Here is a 22,304-nt window from a genome sequence, read left to right as displayed (position 1 = left end):
GGGAAAAGCCGTTTCTTGAAATTTAACAACAAGAGAGGCTGCCGGGTTGCAGCCTCTGTTTAGCATATGTCCGGATCAGGAAGCGCTGTCCTCAGCGTCTTCTTTCGCCTCACTCCGCTGCTTCTCAATCATCCGGGCCAATATGATGGAAATCTCGTAGAGAAGGATCGTCGGAATGGCAAGACCGATCTGGCTGGCAGGATCGGGAGGTGTGAGCACCGCAGCAACCACAAACGCGATAACAATTGCGTATTTTCGTTTGTCTTTGAGCCCTTCCGAAGTCAGCAAACCCGCACGTGTCAGAAGGCTGGTTATAACAGGCAACTGGAACACGAGACCAAAAGCAAAAATGAGCGTCATGATGAGGCTCAAATATTCAGACACTTTCGGCAGAAGCGAAATTTGCACTTCCCCGTTACCGCCGGTCTGCTGCATCGCCAGGAAGAACCACATCACCATCGGAGTGAAGAAGAAATAAACAAGCGCGCCGCCAATGAGGAACAGAATCGGCGAAGCAATCAGGAAAGGCAGGAACGCCATACGCTCATGCTTGTAGAGGCCAGGCGCAACGAATTTGTAAATCTGCGCAGCAATAATCGGGAATGCCAGAACAACGCCGCCAAACATGGCAACCTTGACCTGCGTAAAGAAGAATTCCTGCGGAGCGGTGTAGATCAGTTCAGCCTTTGAACGATCCATACCCGCCCAGTCAATTGCCCACTGATACGGCACGACGAGCAGATTGAAGAGATGTTTTGCAAAAGCAAAACAGAAAACAAAAGCAATAAAGAACGCCAAAATCGCCCAGATCAGGCGACGACGCAGTTCAATCAGGTGTTCGAGCAGAGGTGCGGCGCTCTGTTCAATTTCGGCCTCATCCCGTTTCACGCTTTGGTTCCTGTCTTTTCAGTCGTCTTTTTCGTGGGCTTGCTTGCTGCAGGCTTGGCCGCAGATACCTTCTTCGGCGCAGCAGGCTTTGCAACGGATTCTGCTTTGGTGCTGGTCTTAGGCTTTGCCGCTGTCGCTTTCGTCTTAGCTGGCTTTTCAGCCAAAACTGCAGGCGAAGCCTTCTTGCGCGTTGCCTTTGGCTTGATCACAGCCGCCTCAACAGGCGCATCAACGGGAACCGTAGCACCGGTGGCTTCGACCGGCATTGCAACCTCGGCCACTTTTGCAGGTTCAGGCGGAGACATGGATGTTGTGGACTGAAGGCCAGCGCGAATATCTTCGCCAGCACTGCGAATCGGGTCAAACACTTCCGTCAGTTTGGAACGTGGATTGAGCTTACGCGCCTCATCAACGATAGTCTTCACATCCTCCAGTTCAGCTTCTTTCAAAGCCTCATTGAATTGATGTTTGAATTCATTCGCTGTCGAACGCATACGCGCCGTCGCTTTGCCAAAAGCTCTGAGCATCTTCGGCAAATCTTTTGGCCCAACCACCACGATCATGACGATCGCGATAATCAGCAGTTCAGACCAACCGATATCCAACATATTTTGCTACTCCGCGCTTTGATCGCGCGCGTCCCGTCTTTCGGCGGAAAACCGCATATTATTATGGAAAATATGCCGCGATTTGAATAATCACAGCACAATTTCACGACAGATCAGGACTTTGTCGTCTTTTTGACATCGCTGACGGTTTCTTCCGCCTTGGCATCAATTGTACGTGTATCGGTCTTGGCGTCTTCCTTAGCAGCGTCTTCTTCAGACATGCCCTGCTTAAAATTCTTGATACCCTTGGCAACGTCGCCCATCAGTTCAGGAATCTTGCCACGGCCAAACAGAAGCAGCACAACTGCAAGAACGATCAGCCAGTGCCAGATAGAAAAGCTACCCATTTTATTCCTCTCATTGCCGTGAAATCACGGCTTATTCCTGTATTGCTGACTATGATTTAAGCGCTTTCAACAAATCTTTCAAACGGAAGTATGGCGGTGAGCGCTGTTAGATTGATTTTATTTGCTCAATCTCGACTTTCGAAAGTGTGCCGTATCTTATTCAAATCAAGCAAACCGCCTTCATCTTTGTTTATGCATGCCCTGTTCCCATTTTCGGGAAACGCGCATTTCACTCTGCACGCGGCGCAAGCAATCCCAGCCCTTCAAGATCAATATCTTCGAGTGGCTCTTCATCATCGGTTAGTTCATCCGGGTCAATATTGGGAACGGAAACACTAAATCCTGATGGTATGCGCGCTGACAAAAGCCCCGCGCCACGCAATTCTTCCAAACCCGGCAAATCCCGAATCTCCGGCAAGCCGAACTGGTCGAGAAAGGCGTCGGTCGTGCCATAAGTCACCGGGCGTCCCGGCGTCCGGCGACGACCACGGAGTTTGATCCAGCCTGTTTCCATCAGCACATCAAGCGTGCCCTTGGAGGTTTCAACACCGCGAATATCTTCAAGTTCTGCGCGTGTTACCGGCTGATGATAGGCAATAATTGCAAGCACTTCCATTGCCGCACGCGAAAGCTTGCGCTGCTGCACAGTCTCCCGGCTCAGAAGAAATCCAAGATCGGGAGCCGTGCGAAAAGCCCATGCTGCCCCCACCTGAACCAGATGAACACCACGCCCTTCATAGATTTTCTGAAGATGCAACACGATCGCGGGAATATCGGCATTGGCAGGCAGGCGCTCCGCAAGAGCCCGTTCGGAAACAGGCTCTGCTGATGCAAAGATTATGGCTTCCACCACACGGGCATTTTCCGCAAGCGCTGTAGTATCAGTCGGATGTTGACTATCGTCATCACCATCCCTTGAGATTTCCGCTTCAGACATTGTCGTCCTCATCCAGTTCGCGCAATCCATGTGCTGCGCGCATATAGATTGGCTCAAAAGGTGCATTCTGCCGTACTTCCAGTTTGCCTTCACGCACCAGTTCCAGGCTTGCGGCAAAAGAACTCGCGAGAGCGGAAGCCCTCTCCTGCGGCGTCAGCGCATAATGGATCAGAAAATGATCAAGAGCGACCCAGTCTGCACTTGCCCCCATCAGACGCACGAGCGCACCCCGCGCTTCCTTCAAAGACCATACAGTACGCTTTTCAATCTGGACATGGGAGACGGCCTGCCGCTGCCGTTGCGAGGCATAGGCTGTCAACAATTCATATAATGAAGCCGAAAACTGGCTGGAGCGATCAACCACGACCAATTCGGGCATGCCACGGGCGAACACATCGCGGCCCAGACGATTGCGGTTTACGAGCTTTGCGGCAGCATCCCGCATGGCTTCAAGCCGCTTGAGGCGGAATTGCAGCGACGCAATCAGTTCCTCTCCAGTCGCTTCATCGTCATCGTGTTGCTTCGGGATCAGCAACTTGGATTTCAAATAAGCAAGCCACGCCGCCATCACGAGATAATCGGCGGCAAGCTCAAGCTGAAGCGCCTGCGCCTGCTCAACAAAGTGCAGATATTGTTCAGCAAGCGCCAAGATGGAAATGCGTGACAGATCAACTCGTTGATTGCGCGCAAGATGCAACAGCAGGTCAAGCGGGCCTTCAAAGCCCTGCACATCAATCAGCAGTGAAGGCTCGTTCTCAGCGCGGTCGGTTTCGCCCTGCCACAGTGTATCCATCGGCACGTTGGTACCGTCTTTGCCACTTGTGTTGGTTACCGATTGAGCCACCCGTTTTTCCTGACTGCTATTGTTCGTAGGCTGATCGACCAAGCTTCATTGTTTAAGCGACCACGCCGAACATTTGCCCAAACTCTTCGCGCAATTCTTCCTCATCCGAAAGATCGGGGTCGCCAGCATAAACCTCTGCGAGGTCGGCACGATTGCGGGATTTGCCTTCAAGCACCGGCACGCGCGCTGCAACTTTCACCAGCTCTTCCATCACACCCGCACAATAAAGAACAATGTCACAGCCCGCATTGGTAATACCTTCGGCAATATCGCCCAGATCGCCCGACAGAGCTTTCATGGAAATGTCGTCGCTGATGACCAGTCCGTCGAACTGAATGACATCGCGAATGATCGTATTGATCACCGTTGGCGACAAAGTGGATGGCCACTTTGGATCGATGCAATCGAAGATCACATGCGCTGTCATAGCCATTGGCAGATCATTCAGCGCCTTGAACGGTACAAAATCATGTGCGACCAATTCGGAAAGCGGCGCCCCCACGCGCGCCAGTTCCTTATGGGTATCGCTGAAGGCGCGGCCATGGCCCGGCATATGTTTGATGACCGGCAAGACACCGCCAGCCAGCAATCCTTCGGCAGCAGCGCGGCCCATCGCAGCAACATTATACGGGTTTTTGGAATAGGCCCGTGCCCCAATGACATCATGTGCGCCTTCAATCGGAACATCGAGAACCGGCAAACAATCAGCATTGATGCCGACTTTCAAAAGATCGAAGGCATGAAGGCGCGCATGCAGCCATGCGGCGCGAAGGCCAGCATCGGCATCGCGATCATAAATCGCACCAATTTCTGCTGCCGCAGGATAATTCGGAACAAGCGGTGGTCGAAGGCGCTGGACGCGGCCACCTTCCTGATCGACAAATATCGGTGTTTGCGGGCGGTCTGTCACATCGCGCAATTGCGCAGTTAAGTCCGCGACCTGCTCCAGACTTTCCACATTGCGTGCAAAGAGAATAAAACCCCACGGCCTTTCATTGCGGAAAAAGGCCACCTCGTCGGGCGTAAGCTTCGTTCCCGCCACACCGGCGATCCACGCCTTGCACTCTTTCATGCAACATTCCTTCGATCTGTTTGCGCTTGGGGTCTGGGGAGATTTAGACCAAAAAACTACTCTATGGTAGCATATGAAAAAGGGCGGCCAATGCCGCCCTCTTCAAAAAGCATGTTTTGCAACACTTATTGCGTCACAAAGCAGCTACCGCCCGCACTCTTGAAACGGGCGCACAGTGCATTTGCTTCTTCTTTGGAGCCAGCCTGAACGCGCACGCGGTAATACGTCCCTTTGTTCGGAATGTCGGCACGCTTGATGTCCACTGCACGACCACCGATGACGCTGCCATAACGCTGCGCCATATTGGCATAAGACTTCTGTGCGAGTTCCGCAGAAGGTTGTGAGGCGATCTGGATGAAATAGCCCCCGACCGCGGCAGACGCGACCTGCGCCGCAGCAGGTGCTGCAGCCGGTGTGCGCTGAGGAACATTGCCGACAATCGTCGTTGGTTGTGCAGCCGGACGGGACGGCACAACGGGTGCACGTACTGCTGGGGCAGCTTGTGTTTGCACAGTCGGTGCCGGTTGGGCTGCTGGCGTGTTCACCGTTGATTGCGGTGGCTGGCTGCCTGCTGCAATTGCAGCGATCTCATCCGTTTCAGCAGGCGGCGCAATCGGCGACGAATCATTTGTTGCTGTAGCCTGTTTCGGTGCGGGTTCTTGTTCCTGTGGCTGGACAATCGTGCCATCTGGACGAACGATCATGGTCTGAACTTCACGCGTCTTGATCAGCGGCGCATCCTGACCGGAACTAGCAGGCGCCTCAGCGCTTTGATTTGGCTCTGGAGAATCGTTCGTGCCAACATCATTATCCTGCGCGCCGAGATCAACGGGCTCCTCGCCCGAAGAAATCAAAGTCTGCTGTTCAGGACTATTCGGCAATGTGCCTGCAACGCGATCATAAACGGCCTTATCTTGATTAGGCACCGTCGCACCGCCCGGATTTTCCGGCTGAACCTTGATCGGCTGGTTATCGGCGCGAATCACAACAGGCTCACCCGATCCGCTGCCACCAATGAAATGATAGCCAATACCGCCAATGAGCACGGCAATGCCGGCAACACTTGCAAGAATGAGGCCACGACGCCCACGCACCGGACGGTTGAGATAAGCTTCAGATGCTCGGCCCAGATCATCTTCAGGCTGCATGGATGCACGCGTGCCCAAATCTTCACTTTTGATTGTCTGCGCGCCCTGTGCGGCCCAATGATTATAGAAATCATCCTGGCTTGCGCTTGTTTCAGACACAGTGTCCTGTGGCGCGGAATAACGGCCGTAAGCCGCCGCCGCTGCTCCGGCACCCAAGGCGGCCCCTGCCGCTAAGCCGGCATTTGGCAGGTAGGACGAAGCGCTTTCACGGAAAATATCTTCAAAAGCCCGATCAGCTTCGCTTTGGACTTCTGTTTTTGCCGCAGTGTCATCAACATCGATTGTGCTGAACACTTCGGCGAACTCGGCTTCAAGATCGGTCAGTGAAGCGGCTGGATCTTCTTCGCCGTAATTCACGTCAGGCAAATCAAGCGAATGGGTTTGCTCAACCTTGCTGTCAGCCACGCTCAAAGTTTCGATTTCAGGAGCAGGTGCGGCAAAAGCCGAACGCGGATCGGCATAATTGGTAAAGGAAGGCGCTGTCGTCTGTTCCTGTTCATTATAGGTCGCATGCGCGTAAACAGGCTCGTCGGCAATTTCCGGCGCCAAATCGAGATCGTCTTCGATGAAAAAATCTTCTTCAGTGAAGATATTCTCGTCTTCGACCACAGGCGGTGACGAAACATCACCGGAAGCTTCAAATCCAAAATCATCTTCATTGAACGAAATGTCATCAAGGCCAGACAGTTCATCCTCAGTTGCTTCGGCAGCAACAGACGTGAAACCTTGTTCGCTTTCCAGTGAGAAATCTTCGTCGAATGAGAAGTCATCAGCCAGTTCAATTGGCTCATCTTCATAGCCAGCATGAGCTGCGCGAACAGGTTCGGCTGAAAGCACGCCTGCCGTTGCGCCACCCGGTGCGAAATTGCTCAGGGTGTAATGCGGGTAGACAGGTTCCTGCGATGTGCTTTGCGGTGCATCATAAGATTCAGGCGCGAAGCTTGTTGCCTGTTCTACAGGCTCATAGGCTTGCGGGTCTTCAAGCTGAGAGTTATCGAAAACAGGCTCAGCCTCTGTATATCGGGCAGGCTCTGCATAAGACGGTGCTTCTGCAACGCTGTCTTCATAGCGCGGCGCAAAAGATGCAGCCTGCTCTGGCTGATTCCCATAGGTTGACTGGTTTTCGACGGTAGAACGTGGATCGTCACTGAAAAGCAAATTTTCAAGCTCGTCCTCAAGCGACAAAGACTGATGAACAGGCTCGCCAGCAGCACTGCGTTCAAACGGTTCGGATGACGGGATTTCCCAATTATCGCCAAACGCTGCATTCAATTCCGGTTCGTTCAAATATGCATCGCCATAAGGTGCTTCGGACTGCTGATCGGCAGCGGGGCGATAATCCACATCGTCCTGCGCCACATGTTGCGAAACGTAAGCCGCGCTGGCGTCTGAACGAACGGACTCCACGAACTCATAAGATTCGCCAGGTGAAAGCTGCTCGTTTGCATCGAGACCAAGATCAAGCTCTTCATCCAGCGCCAATGCGAGATCGTCTTCGGCACGCTGAGGCTCGGCACTCTGATAGGGAGGCGTGTCGTAAGATGGCGATTGCGAAAATGGTATTGCGTATTCTTCGGGCTCTGAAACGTCGCCGAAATCCCCCAACAACTCGCGTTCGAGATCAAAGGAAAGCGCATCATCAGCAGAATCAAAATTCGGCTCGCGCGCGTCGTTGTTTCGCGCAATGTTGTTATCAGCAGGCGCTCCGAAATCCATGATCCGCGAAAGCTCCATTAGCGGATCGTCTTCGTGCAGCGGACGCTCGCCGTAATTACGGGAATTAGCACTGCTGTCCGTCATGGTGTGTTCCTAACTCAAACCCTGGACGTCACAAGACGTCTCGATACACTAAATTGTAGCGAGGCAATGTGGGCAAAAGTTGACGGAAGTTTTCTGCACCTGAAGGAAGATCGACGACTTGTACATTCGCTGATCTTCCATCTTTTTGACTTATCCACCCCCGCACAAAACCTTTGTTGATCTTGCGGGTAACGAAACCGTCTTAGCGCATTTCCGTCGGAGCATCTGCACCGATTATTGTCAAACCGGACGTCAGCACATCGGAAACCACCTGTACCAACCCTAGCCTTGCTAGAGACAATTCTGGATCGTTAACCTTAATAAAACGTAAGTCTGAGTTTTCCGTGCCTTTATTCCATTGCGAATGAAGTGCGCTCGCAAGATCATAAAGGTAAAAAGCCAGACGATGCGGCTCCTGATGGGTCGCGGCAGATTCGATCAGACGCGGATATTCTGCAAGCTTGCGGATAAGTGCAATTTCGCTCTCATCGGTCAGCTTGTGAAGATGTGCACCAAGCGAAACGCGATCCAGATCCGCGAGCCCGAGCTGGTCAATGGCCTGCCGGAAAACCGAATTGCAACGCGCCGAAGCATACTGCACATAAAAGACCGGGTTGTCCTTGGACTGCTCAGTCACCTTCGCAAAATCAAAATCCAGCGGCGCATCGTTCTTCCGATAAAGCATCATGAAACGCACAGGATCGCGCCCCACCTCATCCACCACCTCGCGCAGTGTGATGAATTCACCCGAACGCTTCGACATGCGGACCGGCTCACCGTCGCGGAATAGCTTTACAAGCTGACAAAGCAGCACAGTGAGCTTCGCCTTGCCATCGGAAACAGCGCGAGCAACGGCTTCGAGACGCTTGACATAGCCGCCATGATCTGCGCCCAGCACATAGATCATCTCATTGAAACCACGATCATATTTGTCTTTAAAGTAAGCAACGTCAGCCGCAAAATACGTGAAGGAGCCGTCGGACTTCATCAGCGGACGGTCAATATCATCGCCGACTTCCGTCGAGCGGAACAAGGTTTGTTCACGATCTTCCCATTCTTCCGGCAGCTGGCCTTTTGGCGGCGGCAGTTTGCCCTTATAGACATGGCCCTTCAACGTCAGATCATTGATGGCGGCGCGAATAATACGCGCGTGATCGGCGTGAAGCTTGCGTTCCGAATAAAAAACATCGTGATGAACATTGAGCGCCTCAAGATCGGCACGGATCATCGCCATCATCGCGTTGATCGTGCGCTCTTTCACCAGCACAAGCGCTTCTTCTTCGGGCATCTCCAGAAGTTTCTTGCCAAATTCCTTGGCAAGCGCCTCGCCGACCGGCACCAGATAGTCACCCGGATAAAGACCGGCTGGAATCTCGCCAATCGTCTCACCGAGCGCTTCGCGGTAACGCAGCATTGCAGAATTGGCCAACACATCGATCTGCGCGCCCGCATCGTTGATGTAGTATTCCTTGGTGACGTCGAAGCCTGCAAATTTAAGCAGATTTGCAAGCACATCACCGACGACCGCGCCACGGCAATGGCCAACATGCATCGGACCTGTGGGGTTGGCCGAAACATATTCGACATTGACCTTGGTGCCATTGCCGAGCTTCGAACGTCCAAAGTCTGTCCCTTCATTCAGCATCGCGGCCAATTCGCGCTGCCAATAGACATCTTTCAGGCGAAGATTGATAAAGCCTGGGCCCGCCACATCGACGGTCGCAACGTCCGGGTCACCTTTCAGCGCTTCGGCGATTGCAGTTGCAAGCTCGCGCGGATTCTGGCCGACAGCCTTGGAAAGCACCATGGCCGCATTGGTTGCAATATCACCATGCGTCGCATCTCGTGGAGGTTCAACGCTGATACGCGACAAATCAAGCTCGCCGCCATCTTTCGCTTTCAGATCAATATCTTGCAACGTTTTTTTGATACGTGCGTCGAAATCTGCAAAGATATTCATGGTTCGTCCTGTCAGGCTTCCGTCCGGCAATTGTTGCGGTTTCCGGCGTTGGCTCGTCATAAAAATAGCGGAGACTTTGACGCATCTAAGCGCCACAACCCACTTCGTGAGGACCCGATTAAGCTAAATCGGGTGTATGGTCAAACAATCGTCGGTGTTCGCGCACGGCATAATTGTCAGTCATGCCGGCGAGATAGTCGGCAATACGGCGTGCCCTGCCCGCCTCATCAAGCGTTTCACAGCCCGATTGCCACTCGGCAGGCATGATGGATGGATCATTGAAGCAAATATCAAACAGATCCTGTACGATTTTATCTGCTGCATGTCTGCGCACCACGACGCTTTCATGAAAATACAGATTTTTGAACAGGAAGCGCTTGAGGGCTTTTTCTTCATCCCGCATCGTCTCCGAGAAGCCAACAAGGGCACATGGCTGGGCATGCACATCTTCAAGCGTCTGCGGATTGGCGCCTGCGATGCGGCGCTGCGACTCAGCGATCACATCCTCAACCATGACGGTGATTTGCCGACGCACAAGCTCATGGCCTGTGCGTACCGGATCAAGCCCCGGATAGCGGGTTCTGACGATATCCAGAAGCCTTCTGGTCAGGGGCACCTCGTCTAAACCTGAAAGCGTCAGCAAACCGGAGCGGAGACCGTCGTCAATATCATGCGCATTATAGGCTATATCATCGGCGATTGCCGCGCATTGTGCTTCAAGGCTCGCAAAGCGCGACAATTCAAGATCATAGCGTGCATTGAAATCAAGAATTGGCAGCGGAACCGGTTCATCCGAATGGCTCGCAAAAGGACCAATCAGCGGACCATTGTGTTTGACAAGCCCTTCCAGCGTTTCCCATGAGAGGTTCAAACCGTCAAAAGCCGCATAACGGTGCTCAAGCTTGGTCACGATACGCAAAGACTGCGCATTGTGATCAAAGCCGCCATAGGGCTTCATGCGCTCATTCAGGGCATCTTCGCCGGTATGGCCAAAAGGCGTGTGGCCAAAATCATGCACGAGCGCTACGGCTTCGGCGAGATCTTCATCCAGCCGCAAAGCACGTGCCAGCGCGCGCGCGATCTGCGCCACTTCAATTGTGTGGGTCAGGCGGGTTCGGTAATGATCGCCTTCATGCGCGATAAAGACCTGCGTTTTATGCTTGAGACGGCGAAATGCGGTTGAGTGTATGATTCGGTCACGATCGCGCTGAAACGGCGTTCGTGTGGCGCTTTCCGGCTCCGGCACCAGCCGTCCACGGCTCAAAATCGGATTGCTGGCATAGGGTGCTCGGTCACGATAACCGAAGCCTATTCCGTCAAGTGACCCAATTCCTTCCGGGGACATTGCGATGCATTCCTCACTGTAATATGATTACGCTAAATTCAGGTAGACATTGACTTCCACACCTCGCGTTCATAGCTATCAGCTAAACATGAAGGCAAGTATGCGTTGGTCGTGAATTTCGAAAATTCCAACTGGGCAAGTGCAATTGCAAGCGGAACAAGGCAGATGACAGATATTACCGTTTCTGAATCCGCAGCCAAGCGGATCGCAAAAATTATCGGTTCTGAACCGGGCAAGACTGCGCTTCGCGTTTCGGTCGAAGGCGGCGGCTGCTCCGGCTTCTCGTACAAATATGATCTTGTAGATGATCAATCCGACGATGACATCGTTATTGAAAAGCTTGGTGCCAAGGTGCTCATCGATTCCATTTCCGTGCCTTACATGGATGGATCGGAAATCGACTTTGTTGATGATCTGATGGGACAATCGTTTCAGATCCGCAATCCGAATGCCACCGCATCCTGCGGCTGCGGAACAAGCTTTGCGATCTGATCAGGTCTACAATTTGAAAAGGGAAACCGGCCGCTCTGTGCAGCCGGTTTTTCTTTATCAGGCTTTGACGGATGAAACTGTCGCATCGATGTGATCGACCAGCGCATCCGGCAGACCAAGGCGCCCGGCAAGCATGTCCAGATATCCCCGTTCTGCACGGCTATCGGGATCAATGGTCAAGCGGGAAGCGGTGTAAAGCTCGACCTTCTGTTCTTCGGTCTGCGCGGCTGCAACCAGCGCATCAATATCGACTGGCTGAGCAAGTTCTTTCTCAAAGAAAGCTTCCGCTTCGTTGTCGAGCCCAGAAATCTGCACCTTTTCCATAATGCGGGCACGCTCTGCATCATTGATATGACCGTCAGCCTTCGCGGCTGCAATCATCGCCTGAATGAGTGTGAGTGCAAAACTATTGCTCATTGTGGGAGATTGCGGATGAAACGGAGAATCGGCTGGCGGTGGCGGAAGTAATTCCGGTTCTTTTGCCACTGGTTGCCCGGCTGCCTGCGGCTGCTGACCTGACTTATAATTTTTGTAAGCGAGATAGCCAAGACCGGCGATCGCTGCAATGCCGCCAGCAGTCGCTACATTACCGGCAAGCTTGCGCCCGGTTTTTGTGCCCAAAATTGCCGCGGCAATTGCCCCCGTAGCCAAGGGGTTTTTCTTTGCGAGATCAGTGACCTGCCCTGCCTTGTCACGAACACTTCCTGACGTACCCGGTATTTGCGACCCCAGAAATTGGTCAAGAAGCTTTTTGGCGTCGAACATTCAAATCTCCTGTTTAGCTACGGTTTTATGGAGATAGGAACGCGAAAGCAGCAATACAAATGGCATTTGAATAATTATCGAGCCAAGGCGAAATTCTGTGATGGAGAGGGAGCAGCGCTTGCCCTCGCCGTCTCTTGCGCCTAATCATTTGATCATGAAAATCGCGACATGGAACATTAACGGCGTCAAAGCGCGCATCGAAAACCTCCAGCATTGGCTGAAGGAAACATCACCTGACATTGCCTGTCTTCAGGAGATCAAGTCGGTGGACGATCTGTTCCCCCGACTGGAGATTGAAGCGCTTGGCTATCATGTCGAGACGCATGGCCAGAAAGGCTTTAATGGCGTTGCCATTCTTTCCAAAAAATCACCTGACGAGGTCAATCGCGGACTTCCCGGCGATGAAAGCGACGAACAGGCCCGCTTTATCGAAGCCGTCTTTTCGACTGATAAAGGCGTTCTTCGTGTCGTGTCGCTGTATCTACCCAACGGCAATCCGATCGATACGGAAAAATTTTCCTATAAGCTTTCATGGATGGAGCGCCTCGAAAACTGGGCGAAGAACAGGCTTGAGCTGGAAGAGCCGCTGATTCTTGCAGGCGACTATAACGTGATCCCTGAACCCTATGACGCCCAAAACCCGCAACAATGGTTAGGCGACGCGCTGTTTCAGCCGCAATCACGCCAGGCTTTGCGCAGACTTGAAAATCTGGGCTTTACTGAAGCCGTGCGTGCGGCAACCGATGATGTGGGGCTCTATACATTCTGGGACTATCAGGCTGGTGCATGGCAGAAAAACAACGGCATTCGCATCGATCATCTGATGCTGTCGCCAGAAGCGGCGAACCATTTCGTTGCAACTGACATCGAAAAACATGTCCGCGCGTGGGAAAAGCCGTCAGATCATGTTCCGGTCACGGTTACATTAGCACTCTGATCATGAGGCCGATTTAAATTTATCAGAAATCGCCCTTGGCCGTCATATTGCTGGACAACGCAATTGCATTGCGACGATCCGCTTCACCAGCGATCGAGAAAGCCTGCTCCTGCATATCGCGAATCCACGAGCAATCTTCTGACGAACAGCGCTCAAAGGCAGCCGTCAGCAGGGCAAGGCCACGAACGGTCTTGCCAGCCTGAAACAGCATATTGCCAAGCATTGCCTGCGCACTTGCATTGCCCTTCTTGGCTGCAAGCTGGAACCAGCGGGCGGCCTGCATTGGGTTGGGTTCTCCACCCTCACCATCAAGAAGCATCTTGCCCAGTTCATACTGCGCAGCCGGATCACCGAAATTCGATGCAGCCTGCACATAGAGATTACGTGCAAACTTGGGGTTGGCATTGACTGGAGAACCTGGAATGCCGCGCTTCACATAGCCTGCAAGCGCAACAAGCGCATCCGCGACATAGGGTTCGTTCTCCGAACCCGGCTCCGCGCCATCACGGACGATTTTTTCGAAAATCTGATACGCTTCATAGTCGTTTTCAGCCACGCCGTCGCCATCGGCATACATCCGCGCAAGCTTCCATTTCGCGCCCTGATGGCCGCGTTCAGCAGCATAACGCAGCGCTTTGATAGCTTCGTCCTTGTGACCGCTCTTATAAGCAGAGAAACCGAACTTGAAGAGTTCGAACGGGCTCCGCGACTTTTCAGAGTCATCGTTCAGGTCAAAAGCCAGTGCGCTGTTACAGGCAATCGCCAGTCCAAGTGCCGCGGCAATAAGGGGATATGAAAAACTGCGAATACGCATCACAACGCGGGTCTTTCACAATGGTTGGACGTGGAAAACATAAGTGACAAATTGCACTGTCTTTTCGTCAACAGTGCGACCTGATCTTGACCGAAAAAAGCTCGAACTTTACCAAAAAAAAGATAGGAAGACCGTGCAGTCTTTTCGCTGCCCGAAAACGGATCGTTGTTAAACAATGCGTCTTTCCTCATTTCTTCCTGTCCTGATGAAACCAAAGCTTTCCGAAGTCGTTATTCACTTTCGCCTTTCCTTAGCGGTGACGCGCCTTTGTGGCGGGAAATGGGCAGAAAGCACCTTCCTGCTTTCTAACCTAAAGCAATAGTAAAGACTGTTGCTGAATCAACACAAACGGACTCTTCTCATCCCCAATAAATTGCGATGTTTTGTTTGAGCAAATTTAGATCGATTTCGCCCGGCGCTGGACTTGGGTTATGATCCCGCACGAGACGGGGGCATCAAAAATGACCGGCAAATGGCGCAGCTACAGGCGACCCTACCCGCGAAGGAAGCCAGTGAGAGGGCGCGCTATACGCAGTATCCTCTTAACTTTGCTCATCTTTTTTACGCTTATTGCAATCATTGTATATCTTCCGGCCAACCGTCAGCCACAGGAATCGCTCTCGGGCAGCGTCTATGTGATTGATGGCGATACACTCGTTCTCAATAAGGCTCATATTCGCCTTCTGGGCATCGATGCACCGGAGATGGAGCAAAGCTGTCAGATTGCTGGTCATGACTACCTTTGCGGCAGAGACGCCCGTAATGCGCTGCGCACAAAAACCGATGGAGCAGCGATTCGGTGCGAGAAACATGGCTTCGATAAATTTGGGCGTACTCTTGGCCGATGCTATCGCGGTGAGGCCAATCTCAACCAGTGGATGGTGGAACAAGGCTGGGCTATTTCTTATGGCGACTACAGAACTGAAGAAGCCGAAGCCCGGCGCCACAAACGCGGAATATGGGCTGGTCGTTTTGAAATGCCTGATCAATGGCGCAAGGCGCATCAAAAGCCACATGCGGGAGCGGAAACCAGCCATGATGTGCCAGCGTTTGATGGAACACGCGGATTGATTGACTATATAAGGAAGATCATCTTCCGCTTTTTAAACATCTGATCCAGGGGAGTAGAATGGTCTGCATGGACCAGTTGCAACAACTCAGCCATTCCATAAAAAACTGCCGGATTTGCCGCGACACGCCTCTGTTTCTGCCGCCTTTGCCACACGAGCCCAATCCGGTCTGCACCATCTCGGATACCGCGCGCATTGCGATCTGCGGGCAGGCTCCGGGCATTCGCGTGCATAACACGTCCCTGCCCTTCAATGATCCGTCCGGTGATCGCCTGCGTCAATGGCTGGGCACAACGCGCGAGGAGTTTTATGATCCTGCGCTTTTTGCAATCGTGCCTATGGGCTTCTGTTTTCCCGGCTATGACAAGCATGGCGGCGATCTTCCGCCGCGTCGCGAATGTCGGCAGACGTGGCATGATCGCGTTTTTGCTGCGATGCCGCAGCTCGAATTCATTCTCGTTGTCGGACAATACGCGCTTGCCTATCATTTGCCCGAATGGAGAAAAACCAGCCTGACCGAAACCGTGGAGAACTGGAGCAACTTTATGGAAACGCCAAATGCTGCCGGGCGCACCGTACTTCCACTGCCACATCCTTCATGGCGCAACAGCGGCTGGCTCAAGCGCAATCCATGGTTTGATACCGATGTCGTACCAGTACTTCAGCAAAAAATACGCAAACTCATTCATCCCGGAAAATAATTTTTATAACCCGCATTCTCAATAGAATATCTTTCCTGTAAGTTTAGACAAATACAATCGATAAGGTAATTAGTTTTACCTACACGGACAGTTCGGGAAACAATTTCTAATACCGGGATAAAAAACGCATGGACAGGCTAGACAGAAAAATACTGCGCTTATTGCAGGAAGACGCAACACTGGCAGTCGCTGATGTCGCAAAGAAGGTTGGCCTATCCACGACCCCTTGCTGGCGCCGTATTCAAAAACTTGAGGAAGATGGCGTTATCAAACGCCGCGTCGCCATTCTTGACCCGATACGGGTCAATACGCGGGTCACCGTGTTTGTTTCCGTTCGCACCAGCTCGCACAGCAATGAATGGCTCAAGCGCTTCTCGGAAGTGGTTCAGGAGTTTCCGGAGGTCATCGAGTTCTATCGCATGAGCGGTGATGTCGATTATCTGCTGCGTGTGGCAGTGCCGGATATTGCGGCCTATGACGCTTTCTACAAACGGCTGATCAGCAAGATCGAAATTCGCGATGTGTCTTCGTCTTTTGCAATGGAGCAGATCAAGTACACAACCGAATTGCCGCTTGATTACATGCTTCTGGATAAAGAGAGCAATTAAGCGATTGAAAATCAAACAAAAAGCAACGGTGCTGCATGCCAAGCACCGTTGCTTTTTTGTATTATTTACCAGCGGTAACGCCTGCCTGTTCAAACGTTGCCATGCCGCTATGGCAAAGCGCTGCGGCCTTTACAATGCCGGCTGCCAATGCGGCACCTGTACCCTCTCCCAACCTCATGCCAAGATCGAGCAGCGGCTTTTTGCCCATTTTTTCGAGAAGCAGGCGGTGGCCCGGCTCTGCAGATACGTGGCCGAAAAGGCAATGATCCAAGGCAACAGGGTTGGCCGCATAAAGGACTGCTGCAGCAGCACTTGCCACAAAACCATCGACGATGACCGGAATTTTCTCCATGCGCGCCGCAAGGATTGCACCGGCCATAGCCGCAAGTTCACGGCCACCCAGACGGCGCAGCACTTCCAGCGGATCTTTTATATGGGCCTCGTGCAGTGCGACCGCTTTACGCACGGCGGCAAGCTTGCGCTCAAGAAGCTCGCCTGTTGATCCTGTGCCCGGACCAACCCAGTCTTCAGCTTCGCCACCAAACAGCGCCAGCGCAATGGCTGCGGCAATGGTCGTGTTTCCGATTCCCATTTCGCCGATGCACAGAAGATCGGTGCCGCCCGCAATGCCTTCCATACCGAACGCCATGGTGGCCGCGCAGGTGCGCTCGTCCATGGCTGCCTCTTCGGTGATGTCAGCAGTGGGATGTTCCAGCGCCAGATCGAAAACCTTAAGGCCCAGATCATAAGCAATGCATATCTGATTGATTGCAGCGCCACCGGCGGCGAAATTCTCAACCATCTGCGCGGTCACGCTTGATGGAAAAGGCGTGATATTCTTTTCCGTCACACCATGATTGCCTGCAAAAACAGCAACCAGCGGCCGGTTGATTTGCGGCGTTGACTTGCCGGTCCATGCTGCAAGCCATGCGACGATCTCTTCAAGCTGTCCGAGCGAACCTGCTGGCTTGGTCAATGTCACTTCTCGCGCACGTACAGCCGCTTCCGCATCAAGATCAGGTCCCGGAAGATTGCGGATAAGTTCTCGGAAATCGTCAAAAGGAAGGCCACTGGCGCTCATATCGTCTGGTCCAATCAATCAATGGAGGATGCAATATCGTTGTGCTCGTCCTATAAGCACTTACGCAATTTTTCAAATCACCTCTTTGCGCCATGCCTCAATGGCTGCAATTATTCCTTTCGGGAGCAAGCAGTTGCACAAGAAAAGCTTGTTAAGCGACACAATTCGGTCTCTCGGGTTTCTGAGCCGCTTGCCGCTGCCCGATGGCTGGTTTGAAGATGGAAGCGATTCGCTAAAAACAAGTGCGCGCGCTTTTCCACTTGCCGGTGCTGTTCTTGGAGTTCTGGCTGGCATAGGGCTGCTCATATCCGATTATCTCACCCTGCCATCAATTGTTTCGGGTTTTATCGCAGTCGGTATACTCGCCGCCATGACCGGCGCACTGCATGAAGATGGTCTCGGAGACACTGCCGACGGATTTTTTGGCGCATCCACGCCAGAGCGGCGCTTGGCAATTATGAAAGATTCCCGCATTGGCACGTTTGCAGCACTTGCTCTCATTATCTCGACGGGTATCAAGGTCGCGCTGCTGGCTGCAATCATCGATCGCGCGGGTGCGTGTTCTGCGGCGCTGGCCTTAATTGGTGCGGAAGCTGCAAGTCGTGCTGCAATGCTCACACTTTGGCACGGCCTTCCCTCTGCCCGTCCCGGAGGCCTTGCCGACAATCTGGGGCGACCAAACTGGGAAACACTTGTCTGCGCCTGCTTGATTGGTCTGGTATTATTATTGGTGACTGTCGTTGCTTCCGTCGGCGTTTCCGGCTTTATCAAAGCACTGGTTATCAGCGGTGTGGTGCTTTTTGGCTTTGCAAGGCTCTGCGTTGCCAGGATTGGCGGACAAACCGGCGATACGCTGGGCGCAGCACAGCAGATATGTGTGCTCACCATATTGCTTGGCCTTGTTATCTCGCTTTGATGAAACCACATTGATCCCATGAGTGCAGAAGCGATCGAAACTCCATGTGTGCTCGTCTGCGTGATAGACAGCGAAAGCGGTTTGTGCCTCGGTTGCGCACGCACCCTTGATGAAATTGCCGGTTGGTCCGCTATGAAGCAGGACGAACGAAAGGCGATCATGGCGCTGTTACCGGCACGGCATGAAAAACTGGAAAAGAAAGAAGACTGATGGGGCGTTTGTTCTGGATCGTGATTGCAGCCATTGCAGTTGTTATTCTGCTGCTGATGGCAAACAATGATAGCGGCACAACGCTCGGCCTTGCCAATGATGCATTTGGTCAGGCTGCCTATATGGGTATTTGGGGCGTCGTGCTTGCGGCAGGCATATTGGGCTCCGGTATCAAACTCAGCGATTTCGCGCGCAATATGGCCGTTTGGGCCGTCATCATTCTTGCTCTGGTTGCCGCCTATCAATATCGCTACGAGCTTCAGGATGTCGGAAGCCGCATCACCGCCGGGCTTATTCCCGGCAGCCCGATTTCAGGGCGCGCCGCCGATGGCTCGCTCACAGTCACGCTCGCAAAATCGTCCAACGGTCATTTTGAGGTGAATGGTCGCGTCAATGATGCGCGTGTGCATTTCCTCGTCGATACCGGCGCATCGTCCGTCGTGCTTTCAAAACAAGACGCCGAGCGCGCGGGCATAGACACCTCATCGCTTTCCTATAACGTACCGATTAATACGGCCAATGGCAGAGCGACAGCCGCCAGCATAACCATTGCGACATTGCAGATTGGCGATATTGAGCGGCACAATATTCGCGCCATGGTCACGCAGGAAGGCCTGATGACCGGCAGCTTGCTCGGTATGAACTTCCTTCAAACACTGGGCGGATTCAGCGTTCGCGGCGATCAGTTGATCATGATGGATTAAGTCAGGCTGCTTCCGCACTGGCTTCCATGACGGAGGCATAGGCCTGACGCAGCACATCACTGTTTGCACCGGGCTTGGACGCATCCGTTGACAATATCTGGCGCCAACGGCGTGCACCAGGTTGCCCCATAAACAGGCCGACCATGTGGCGGCTGATATGGGAAAGCCTGCCGCCATCTGCAATATGCCTGTCGATATAGGCGCACATTGCTTCGATGATTTCAGCCATATCGGTTGGCTTTTCGTCATCGCCATACATGAGATGATCAACATCAGCGAGAATGGCCGGATTGTGATAGGCGGCACGTCCCAGCATAATGCCATCGACATGATCACGATGCGCAACGGCCTCCTGCAGAGAGCCGACCCCCCCATTGATACCAATGAAGGACGTAGCAAGGCGCTGCTTCAAACGATAGACGCGATCATAATCAAGCGGTGGAATATCGCGGTTTTCCTTCGGTGACAAACCTTTCAACCAGGCTTTGCGCGCATGAACCCAGAGCGCGTCAGCACCAGCTTCAAGAGCCTGATCGGCCAATGCATCAAGGGCTTCTTCCGGGTCCTGATCATCGACCCCGATCCGGCATTTAACAGTCACCGGCACGGAAACGGCTTCTTTCATGGCCGCGACGCAGCGCGCAACCACATCCGGTGTTTGCATCAGACAGGCGCCAAAAGTTCCTGATTGAACGCGATCAGACGGGCAACCGACATTCAGATTGATTTCATCATAGCCAAAGCCCGCACCAATCCGTGCTGCTTCCTGCAACTTGACTGGATCGGAGCCGCCAAGCTGGAGCGCAATCGGGTGCTCCGTGTTATCAAAACCCATAAGACGCTCGCGCGGTCCATGAATGGCCGCATCGGCCACAACCATCTCGGTATAGAGCAGCGCACGCTTTGAAAACAGTCGATGAAAATAACGACAATGCCTGTCGGACCAGTCGAGCATAGGTGCTACGGAGAACCGGTGATCAGGATAATTGTGATTTTTATATTTAATATCAGTCATTTAAGCAATAATCCTGAGAATGCGATTCATGCAAGCTTGCTGGCTTCATATAAAATGCCCCGCTTCAAGTGGCGCAAAAAGCCACAAACGCTGCAAATGATCAAGTTGCCGGGGCGGTCATCTTATCCGAAAAGCGTTTCACACTTTTAGGGATGCGCTCTAAGATCATCATACACGATTCTGACCATGAAAGTTCGAGGCCCCGTTTTGACCGACCTGTCCCCCTTCAATAAAACCTTCGATGCTTTTCTGTTTGATATGGATGGTACTGTTCTAAGTTCAATAGCGGCAACAGAACGCGTCTGGGGACAATGGGCTATCCGCCATGGCATTGATCCGGTCACTTTTGTTCCAACCATTCATGGTGTTCGTGCGGTCGATACGGTGCGCAGGCTTGGTTTGCCGCATCTTGATCCCGATACAGAAGCCAAAATTCTGCTTGATGCCGAAATGGCTGATCTCGATGGGATTGTCGCCATTGAAGGTGCGCTGGATTTTGTCAATTCGCTCCCCGAAGACCGATGGGCAATTGTGACATCCGCACCGATTGAGCTTGCGCGTCGTCGCCTTCAAGCTGCCGGATTGCCGATGCCCAAGACAATTGTGTCTGCGGAAGACGTCGAACGGGGGAAACCAAGCCCGGAATGTTTCCAGCTTGGTGCAAAGCGCCTTGGTTTTGACCCGCATAATTGTCTGGTCTTCGAGGATGCGCCCGCCGGTATTGTTGCAGGCGAAACGGCAGGGGCAAGCGTTGTGGTGGTGACAGCAACACATCCGCATTCACCAAAGACGTCACATAGAAGCATCAACAGCTATCACGAGTTGAAACTTTCGGTAGACGGCGATACCGGCCTTCTCTCTCTTGCTGATGCTGCTGCTTAATATTAAAAACGGCGCGCGTTAAATCACGCGCCGTCCTTCACGCCATACGGTGCGGATAATCGGCACATGTTCAGCAATCTGCACACGAACCAGATCGCCACGCTTGCCAATCGCGATTTCTCCGCGATCATCAAGACCAGCGGCCTTTGCCGGATTGGCTGAGACAAGTTTAATCGCCTGCGGCAGGGTGATTTCATCCATCACATCAGCCATAAAAAATGCCGCCTGCATCATGCTTGCCGGAATGTAATCTGACGAAATAATGTCAAGATGCCCTGCTTTCGCAAGTTCACGGGCCGAAACATTGCCAGAATGCGAGCCACCACGCACGACATTGGGCGCGCCCATCAGAACCGACATCCCCGCCTCTTTCGAGGCTTGCGCAGCCATATGCGTGGTCGGAAATTCTGCAACGCGAATGCCCTGTGTCTTTGCTTCCATAACATGATCCACTGTTGCATCATCATGGCTGGCAAGAACAATTCCACGTGCATTACAAGCACTCGCAATGGCCGTTCGGTTTGATACCGAATGCTGTTGTGACTGCCCCATACGCTTTTCGCAATAGCGGATAAATTCTTCTTCCGAGACCCTAAGCTTGCTCATGTAGTAAAGCTTATAGGTCTCTAAATCCGTAAACTGGCGCTGTCCCGGCGCGTGATCCATCAATGACACCAGTCGGACCAGCGGATGTTCACCAAACCGTTCAAAAGCGCTACGGCAATCAGGAGCCGAAACCTCACAACGCAAATGCAGAAAATGGTCTGCGCGCAGCCGTCCTGCCTCGCGCCCTTCGGCGATGGCTGATGATAGCTTGCGCATATCATCAATACCGGTCTGCGCTTCTTCATCAAAGCCAATACGAAGAGCGTCAAAAACCGTGGTAATACCCGACGCCGCAATCTGCGCATCATGGGCCTGAACGGCCGCAATCGGATTCCAGCGCACTTTCGGACGCGGCGCATAATGCCCTTCAAGATGGTCGGTGTGTAATTCCACCAACCCCGGCGTCAGATAATCTCCCTCCATGTCTTTACCAGACACAGACGAGCCAGACGCAACATCAGCAATGATTCCATCAACGATTTTCACCGTGCCGCGGATAACCTCATCCGGCAGCACGATGCTTGCATTTTTCAGAATTAATTCCGTCGTCATCC

The 22,304-nt window shown here is 52.9% G+C and carries 23 protein-coding genes; 9 read left to right on the top strand and 14 right to left on the bottom strand.

Annotation, left to right across the window (positions count from 1 at the left end):
* Positions 1–75 precede the first annotated feature (75 nt).
* From tatC to OPR82_RS06035, 9 genes are all read right to left on the bottom strand, one after another.
* The gene (tatC, locus tag OPR82_RS06075; RefSeq protein ID WP_265983630.1) at positions 76–888 is read right to left on the bottom strand and encodes a twin-arginine translocase subunit TatC; all 813 of its coding nucleotides are present in this window, start codon (positions 886–888) and stop codon (positions 76–78) included.
* On the bottom strand, positions 885–1,496 hold the full coding sequence (tatB, locus tag OPR82_RS06070; protein WP_265983628.1) for a Sec-independent protein translocase protein TatB: 612 nt from the start codon (positions 1,494–1,496) through the stop codon (positions 885–887). Before tatB ends, tatC begins: the two co-directional genes overlap by 4 nt.
* 113 nt (positions 1,497–1,609) lie before the next feature.
* A complete protein-coding gene (locus OPR82_RS06065; protein WP_265983627.1) occupies positions 1,610–1,843 on the bottom strand; it encodes a twin-arginine translocase TatA/TatE family subunit in 234 nt (77 codons plus the stop codon).
* A gap of 229 nt (positions 1,844–2,072) precedes the next feature.
* Positions 2,073–2,780, bottom strand: a complete 708-nt coding sequence (gene scpB / locus OPR82_RS06060; protein ID WP_265983626.1) for an SMC-Scp complex subunit ScpB — start codon at positions 2,778–2,780, stop codon at positions 2,073–2,075.
* Entirely contained in the window at positions 2,773–3,573 is an 801-nt protein-coding gene (locus tag OPR82_RS06055; RefSeq protein ID WP_396996704.1) for a segregation and condensation protein A, read from the bottom strand. The genes scpB and OPR82_RS06055 overlap by 8 nt, the downstream gene beginning before the upstream one ends.
* Before the next feature lie 103 nt (positions 3,574–3,676).
* Positions 3,677–4,696: a beta-N-acetylhexosaminidase gene (nagZ, locus tag OPR82_RS06050; protein WP_265983622.1), complete on the bottom strand. Its 1,020-nt coding sequence runs from the start codon at positions 4,694–4,696 to the stop codon at positions 3,677–3,679.
* A 125-nt stretch (positions 4,697–4,821) separates the two neighbouring features.
* Positions 4,822–7,644, bottom strand: a complete 2,823-nt coding sequence (locus tag OPR82_RS06045; protein ID WP_265983621.1) for an SPOR domain-containing protein — start codon at positions 7,642–7,644, stop codon at positions 4,822–4,824.
* A 202-nt stretch (positions 7,645–7,846) separates the two neighbouring features.
* A complete protein-coding gene (gene argS / locus OPR82_RS06040; protein ID WP_265983619.1) occupies positions 7,847–9,604 on the bottom strand; it encodes an arginine--tRNA ligase in 1,758 nt (585 codons plus the stop codon).
* 118 nt (positions 9,605–9,722) lie between these two features.
* Positions 9,723–10,949: a deoxyguanosinetriphosphate triphosphohydrolase gene (locus OPR82_RS06035; RefSeq protein ID WP_265983618.1), complete on the bottom strand. Its 1,227-nt coding sequence runs from the start codon at positions 10,947–10,949 to the stop codon at positions 9,723–9,725.
* Positions 10,950–11,114: 165 nt separating this feature from the next.
* On the opposite strand from OPR82_RS06035, the gene erpA reads away from it, so the two are divergent.
* The gene (gene erpA / locus OPR82_RS06030) at positions 11,115–11,441 is read left to right on the top strand and encodes an iron-sulfur cluster insertion protein ErpA (RefSeq protein WP_007874671.1); all 327 of its coding nucleotides are present in this window, start codon (positions 11,115–11,117) and stop codon (positions 11,439–11,441) included.
* 57 nt (positions 11,442–11,498) lie between these two features.
* Here the strand turns inward: erpA and OPR82_RS06025 are convergent, their stop codons facing one another.
* Positions 11,499–12,206, bottom strand: coding sequence for a tellurite resistance TerB family protein (locus OPR82_RS06025; RefSeq protein ID WP_265983617.1), 708 nt, complete (start codon positions 12,204–12,206; stop codon positions 11,499–11,501).
* A gap of 154 nt (positions 12,207–12,360) precedes the next feature.
* Between OPR82_RS06025 and xth the strand changes: the two genes are divergently transcribed.
* The gene (gene xth / locus OPR82_RS06020; protein ID WP_265983881.1) at positions 12,361–13,143 is read left to right on the top strand and encodes an exodeoxyribonuclease III; all 783 of its coding nucleotides are present in this window, start codon (positions 12,361–12,363) and stop codon (positions 13,141–13,143) included.
* Between the two features lie 22 nt (positions 13,144–13,165).
* Here xth and OPR82_RS06015 read toward each other — a convergent pair whose 3' ends face one another.
* Complete coding sequence (locus OPR82_RS06015; RefSeq protein ID WP_265983616.1) at positions 13,166–13,957, bottom strand: tetratricopeptide repeat protein; 792 nt, start codon at positions 13,955–13,957, stop codon at positions 13,166–13,168.
* A gap of 461 nt (positions 13,958–14,418) precedes the next feature.
* Between OPR82_RS06015 and OPR82_RS06010 the strand changes: the two genes are divergently transcribed.
* The 3 genes from OPR82_RS06010 (at position 14,419) to OPR82_RS06000 (ending at position 16,336) form a co-directional block, all read left to right on the top strand.
* Positions 14,419–15,072: a thermonuclease family protein gene (locus OPR82_RS06010; RefSeq protein ID WP_265983615.1), complete on the top strand. Its 654-nt coding sequence runs from the start codon at positions 14,419–14,421 to the stop codon at positions 15,070–15,072.
* Between the two features lie 23 nt (positions 15,073–15,095).
* Positions 15,096–15,728: a uracil-DNA glycosylase family protein gene (locus OPR82_RS06005; RefSeq protein ID WP_396996706.1), complete on the top strand. Its 633-nt coding sequence runs from the start codon at positions 15,096–15,098 to the stop codon at positions 15,726–15,728.
* Positions 15,729–15,856: 128 nt separating this feature from the next.
* The gene (locus OPR82_RS06000; protein WP_265983613.1) at positions 15,857–16,336 is read left to right on the top strand and encodes an Lrp/AsnC family transcriptional regulator; all 480 of its coding nucleotides are present in this window, start codon (positions 15,857–15,859) and stop codon (positions 16,334–16,336) included.
* 61 nt (positions 16,337–16,397) lie between these two features.
* Here OPR82_RS06000 and cobT read toward each other — a convergent pair whose 3' ends face one another.
* On the bottom strand, positions 16,398–17,417 hold the full coding sequence (gene cobT, locus OPR82_RS05995; protein WP_265983612.1) for a nicotinate-nucleotide--dimethylbenzimidazole phosphoribosyltransferase: 1,020 nt from the start codon (positions 17,415–17,417) through the stop codon (positions 16,398–16,400).
* A 133-nt stretch (positions 17,418–17,550) separates the two neighbouring features.
* Here cobT and OPR82_RS05990 point away from each other — a divergent pair, with 133 nt between their 5' ends.
* From OPR82_RS05990 to OPR82_RS05980, 3 genes are read left to right on the top strand one after another with little or no spacing between them, the layout of a single operon-like run.
* Positions 17,551–18,333, top strand: coding sequence for an adenosylcobinamide-GDP ribazoletransferase (locus OPR82_RS05990; protein ID WP_265983611.1), 783 nt, complete (start codon positions 17,551–17,553; stop codon positions 18,331–18,333).
* A gap of 18 nt (positions 18,334–18,351) precedes the next feature.
* Positions 18,352–18,543, top strand: coding sequence for a DUF1289 domain-containing protein (locus tag OPR82_RS05985; protein WP_265983610.1), 192 nt, complete (start codon positions 18,352–18,354; stop codon positions 18,541–18,543).
* A complete protein-coding gene (locus OPR82_RS05980) occupies positions 18,543–19,247 on the top strand; it encodes a TIGR02281 family clan AA aspartic protease (RefSeq protein ID WP_265983609.1) in 705 nt (234 codons plus the stop codon). Before OPR82_RS05985 ends, OPR82_RS05980 begins: the two co-directional genes overlap by 1 nt.
* Position 19,248: 1 nt before the next feature.
* Here the strand turns inward: OPR82_RS05980 and dusA are convergent, their stop codons facing one another.
* Complete coding sequence (gene dusA / locus OPR82_RS05975; protein ID WP_265983608.1) at positions 19,249–20,262, bottom strand: tRNA dihydrouridine(20/20a) synthase DusA; 1,014 nt, start codon at positions 20,260–20,262, stop codon at positions 19,249–19,251.
* Positions 20,263–20,469: 207 nt separating this feature from the next.
* Here dusA and OPR82_RS05970 point away from each other — a divergent pair, with 207 nt between their 5' ends.
* Positions 20,470–21,144 carry an HAD family hydrolase gene (locus OPR82_RS05970; RefSeq protein WP_265983880.1) on the top strand — a complete coding sequence of 225 codons (675 nt, stop codon included), beginning with the start codon at positions 20,470–20,472 and terminating at the stop codon, positions 21,142–21,144.
* A gap of 18 nt (positions 21,145–21,162) precedes the next feature.
* On the opposite strand, the gene OPR82_RS05965 is transcribed toward OPR82_RS05970, so the two are convergent.
* Positions 21,163–22,302 carry an alpha-D-ribose 1-methylphosphonate 5-triphosphate diphosphatase gene (locus OPR82_RS05965; protein WP_265983606.1) on the bottom strand — a complete coding sequence of 380 codons (1,140 nt, stop codon included), beginning with the start codon at positions 22,300–22,302 and terminating at the stop codon, positions 21,163–21,165.
* Between the last annotated feature and the right edge of the window lie 2 nt (positions 22,303–22,304).

Source organism: Ochrobactrum chromiisoli (genome assembly GCF_026241335.1).
Taxonomy (GTDB): domain Bacteria; phylum Pseudomonadota; class Alphaproteobacteria; order Rhizobiales; family Rhizobiaceae; genus Brucella; species Brucella chromiisoli.
Note: the sequence above shows the minus strand (reverse complement) of the source record. Positions and strands in the feature narration are given on the sequence as shown.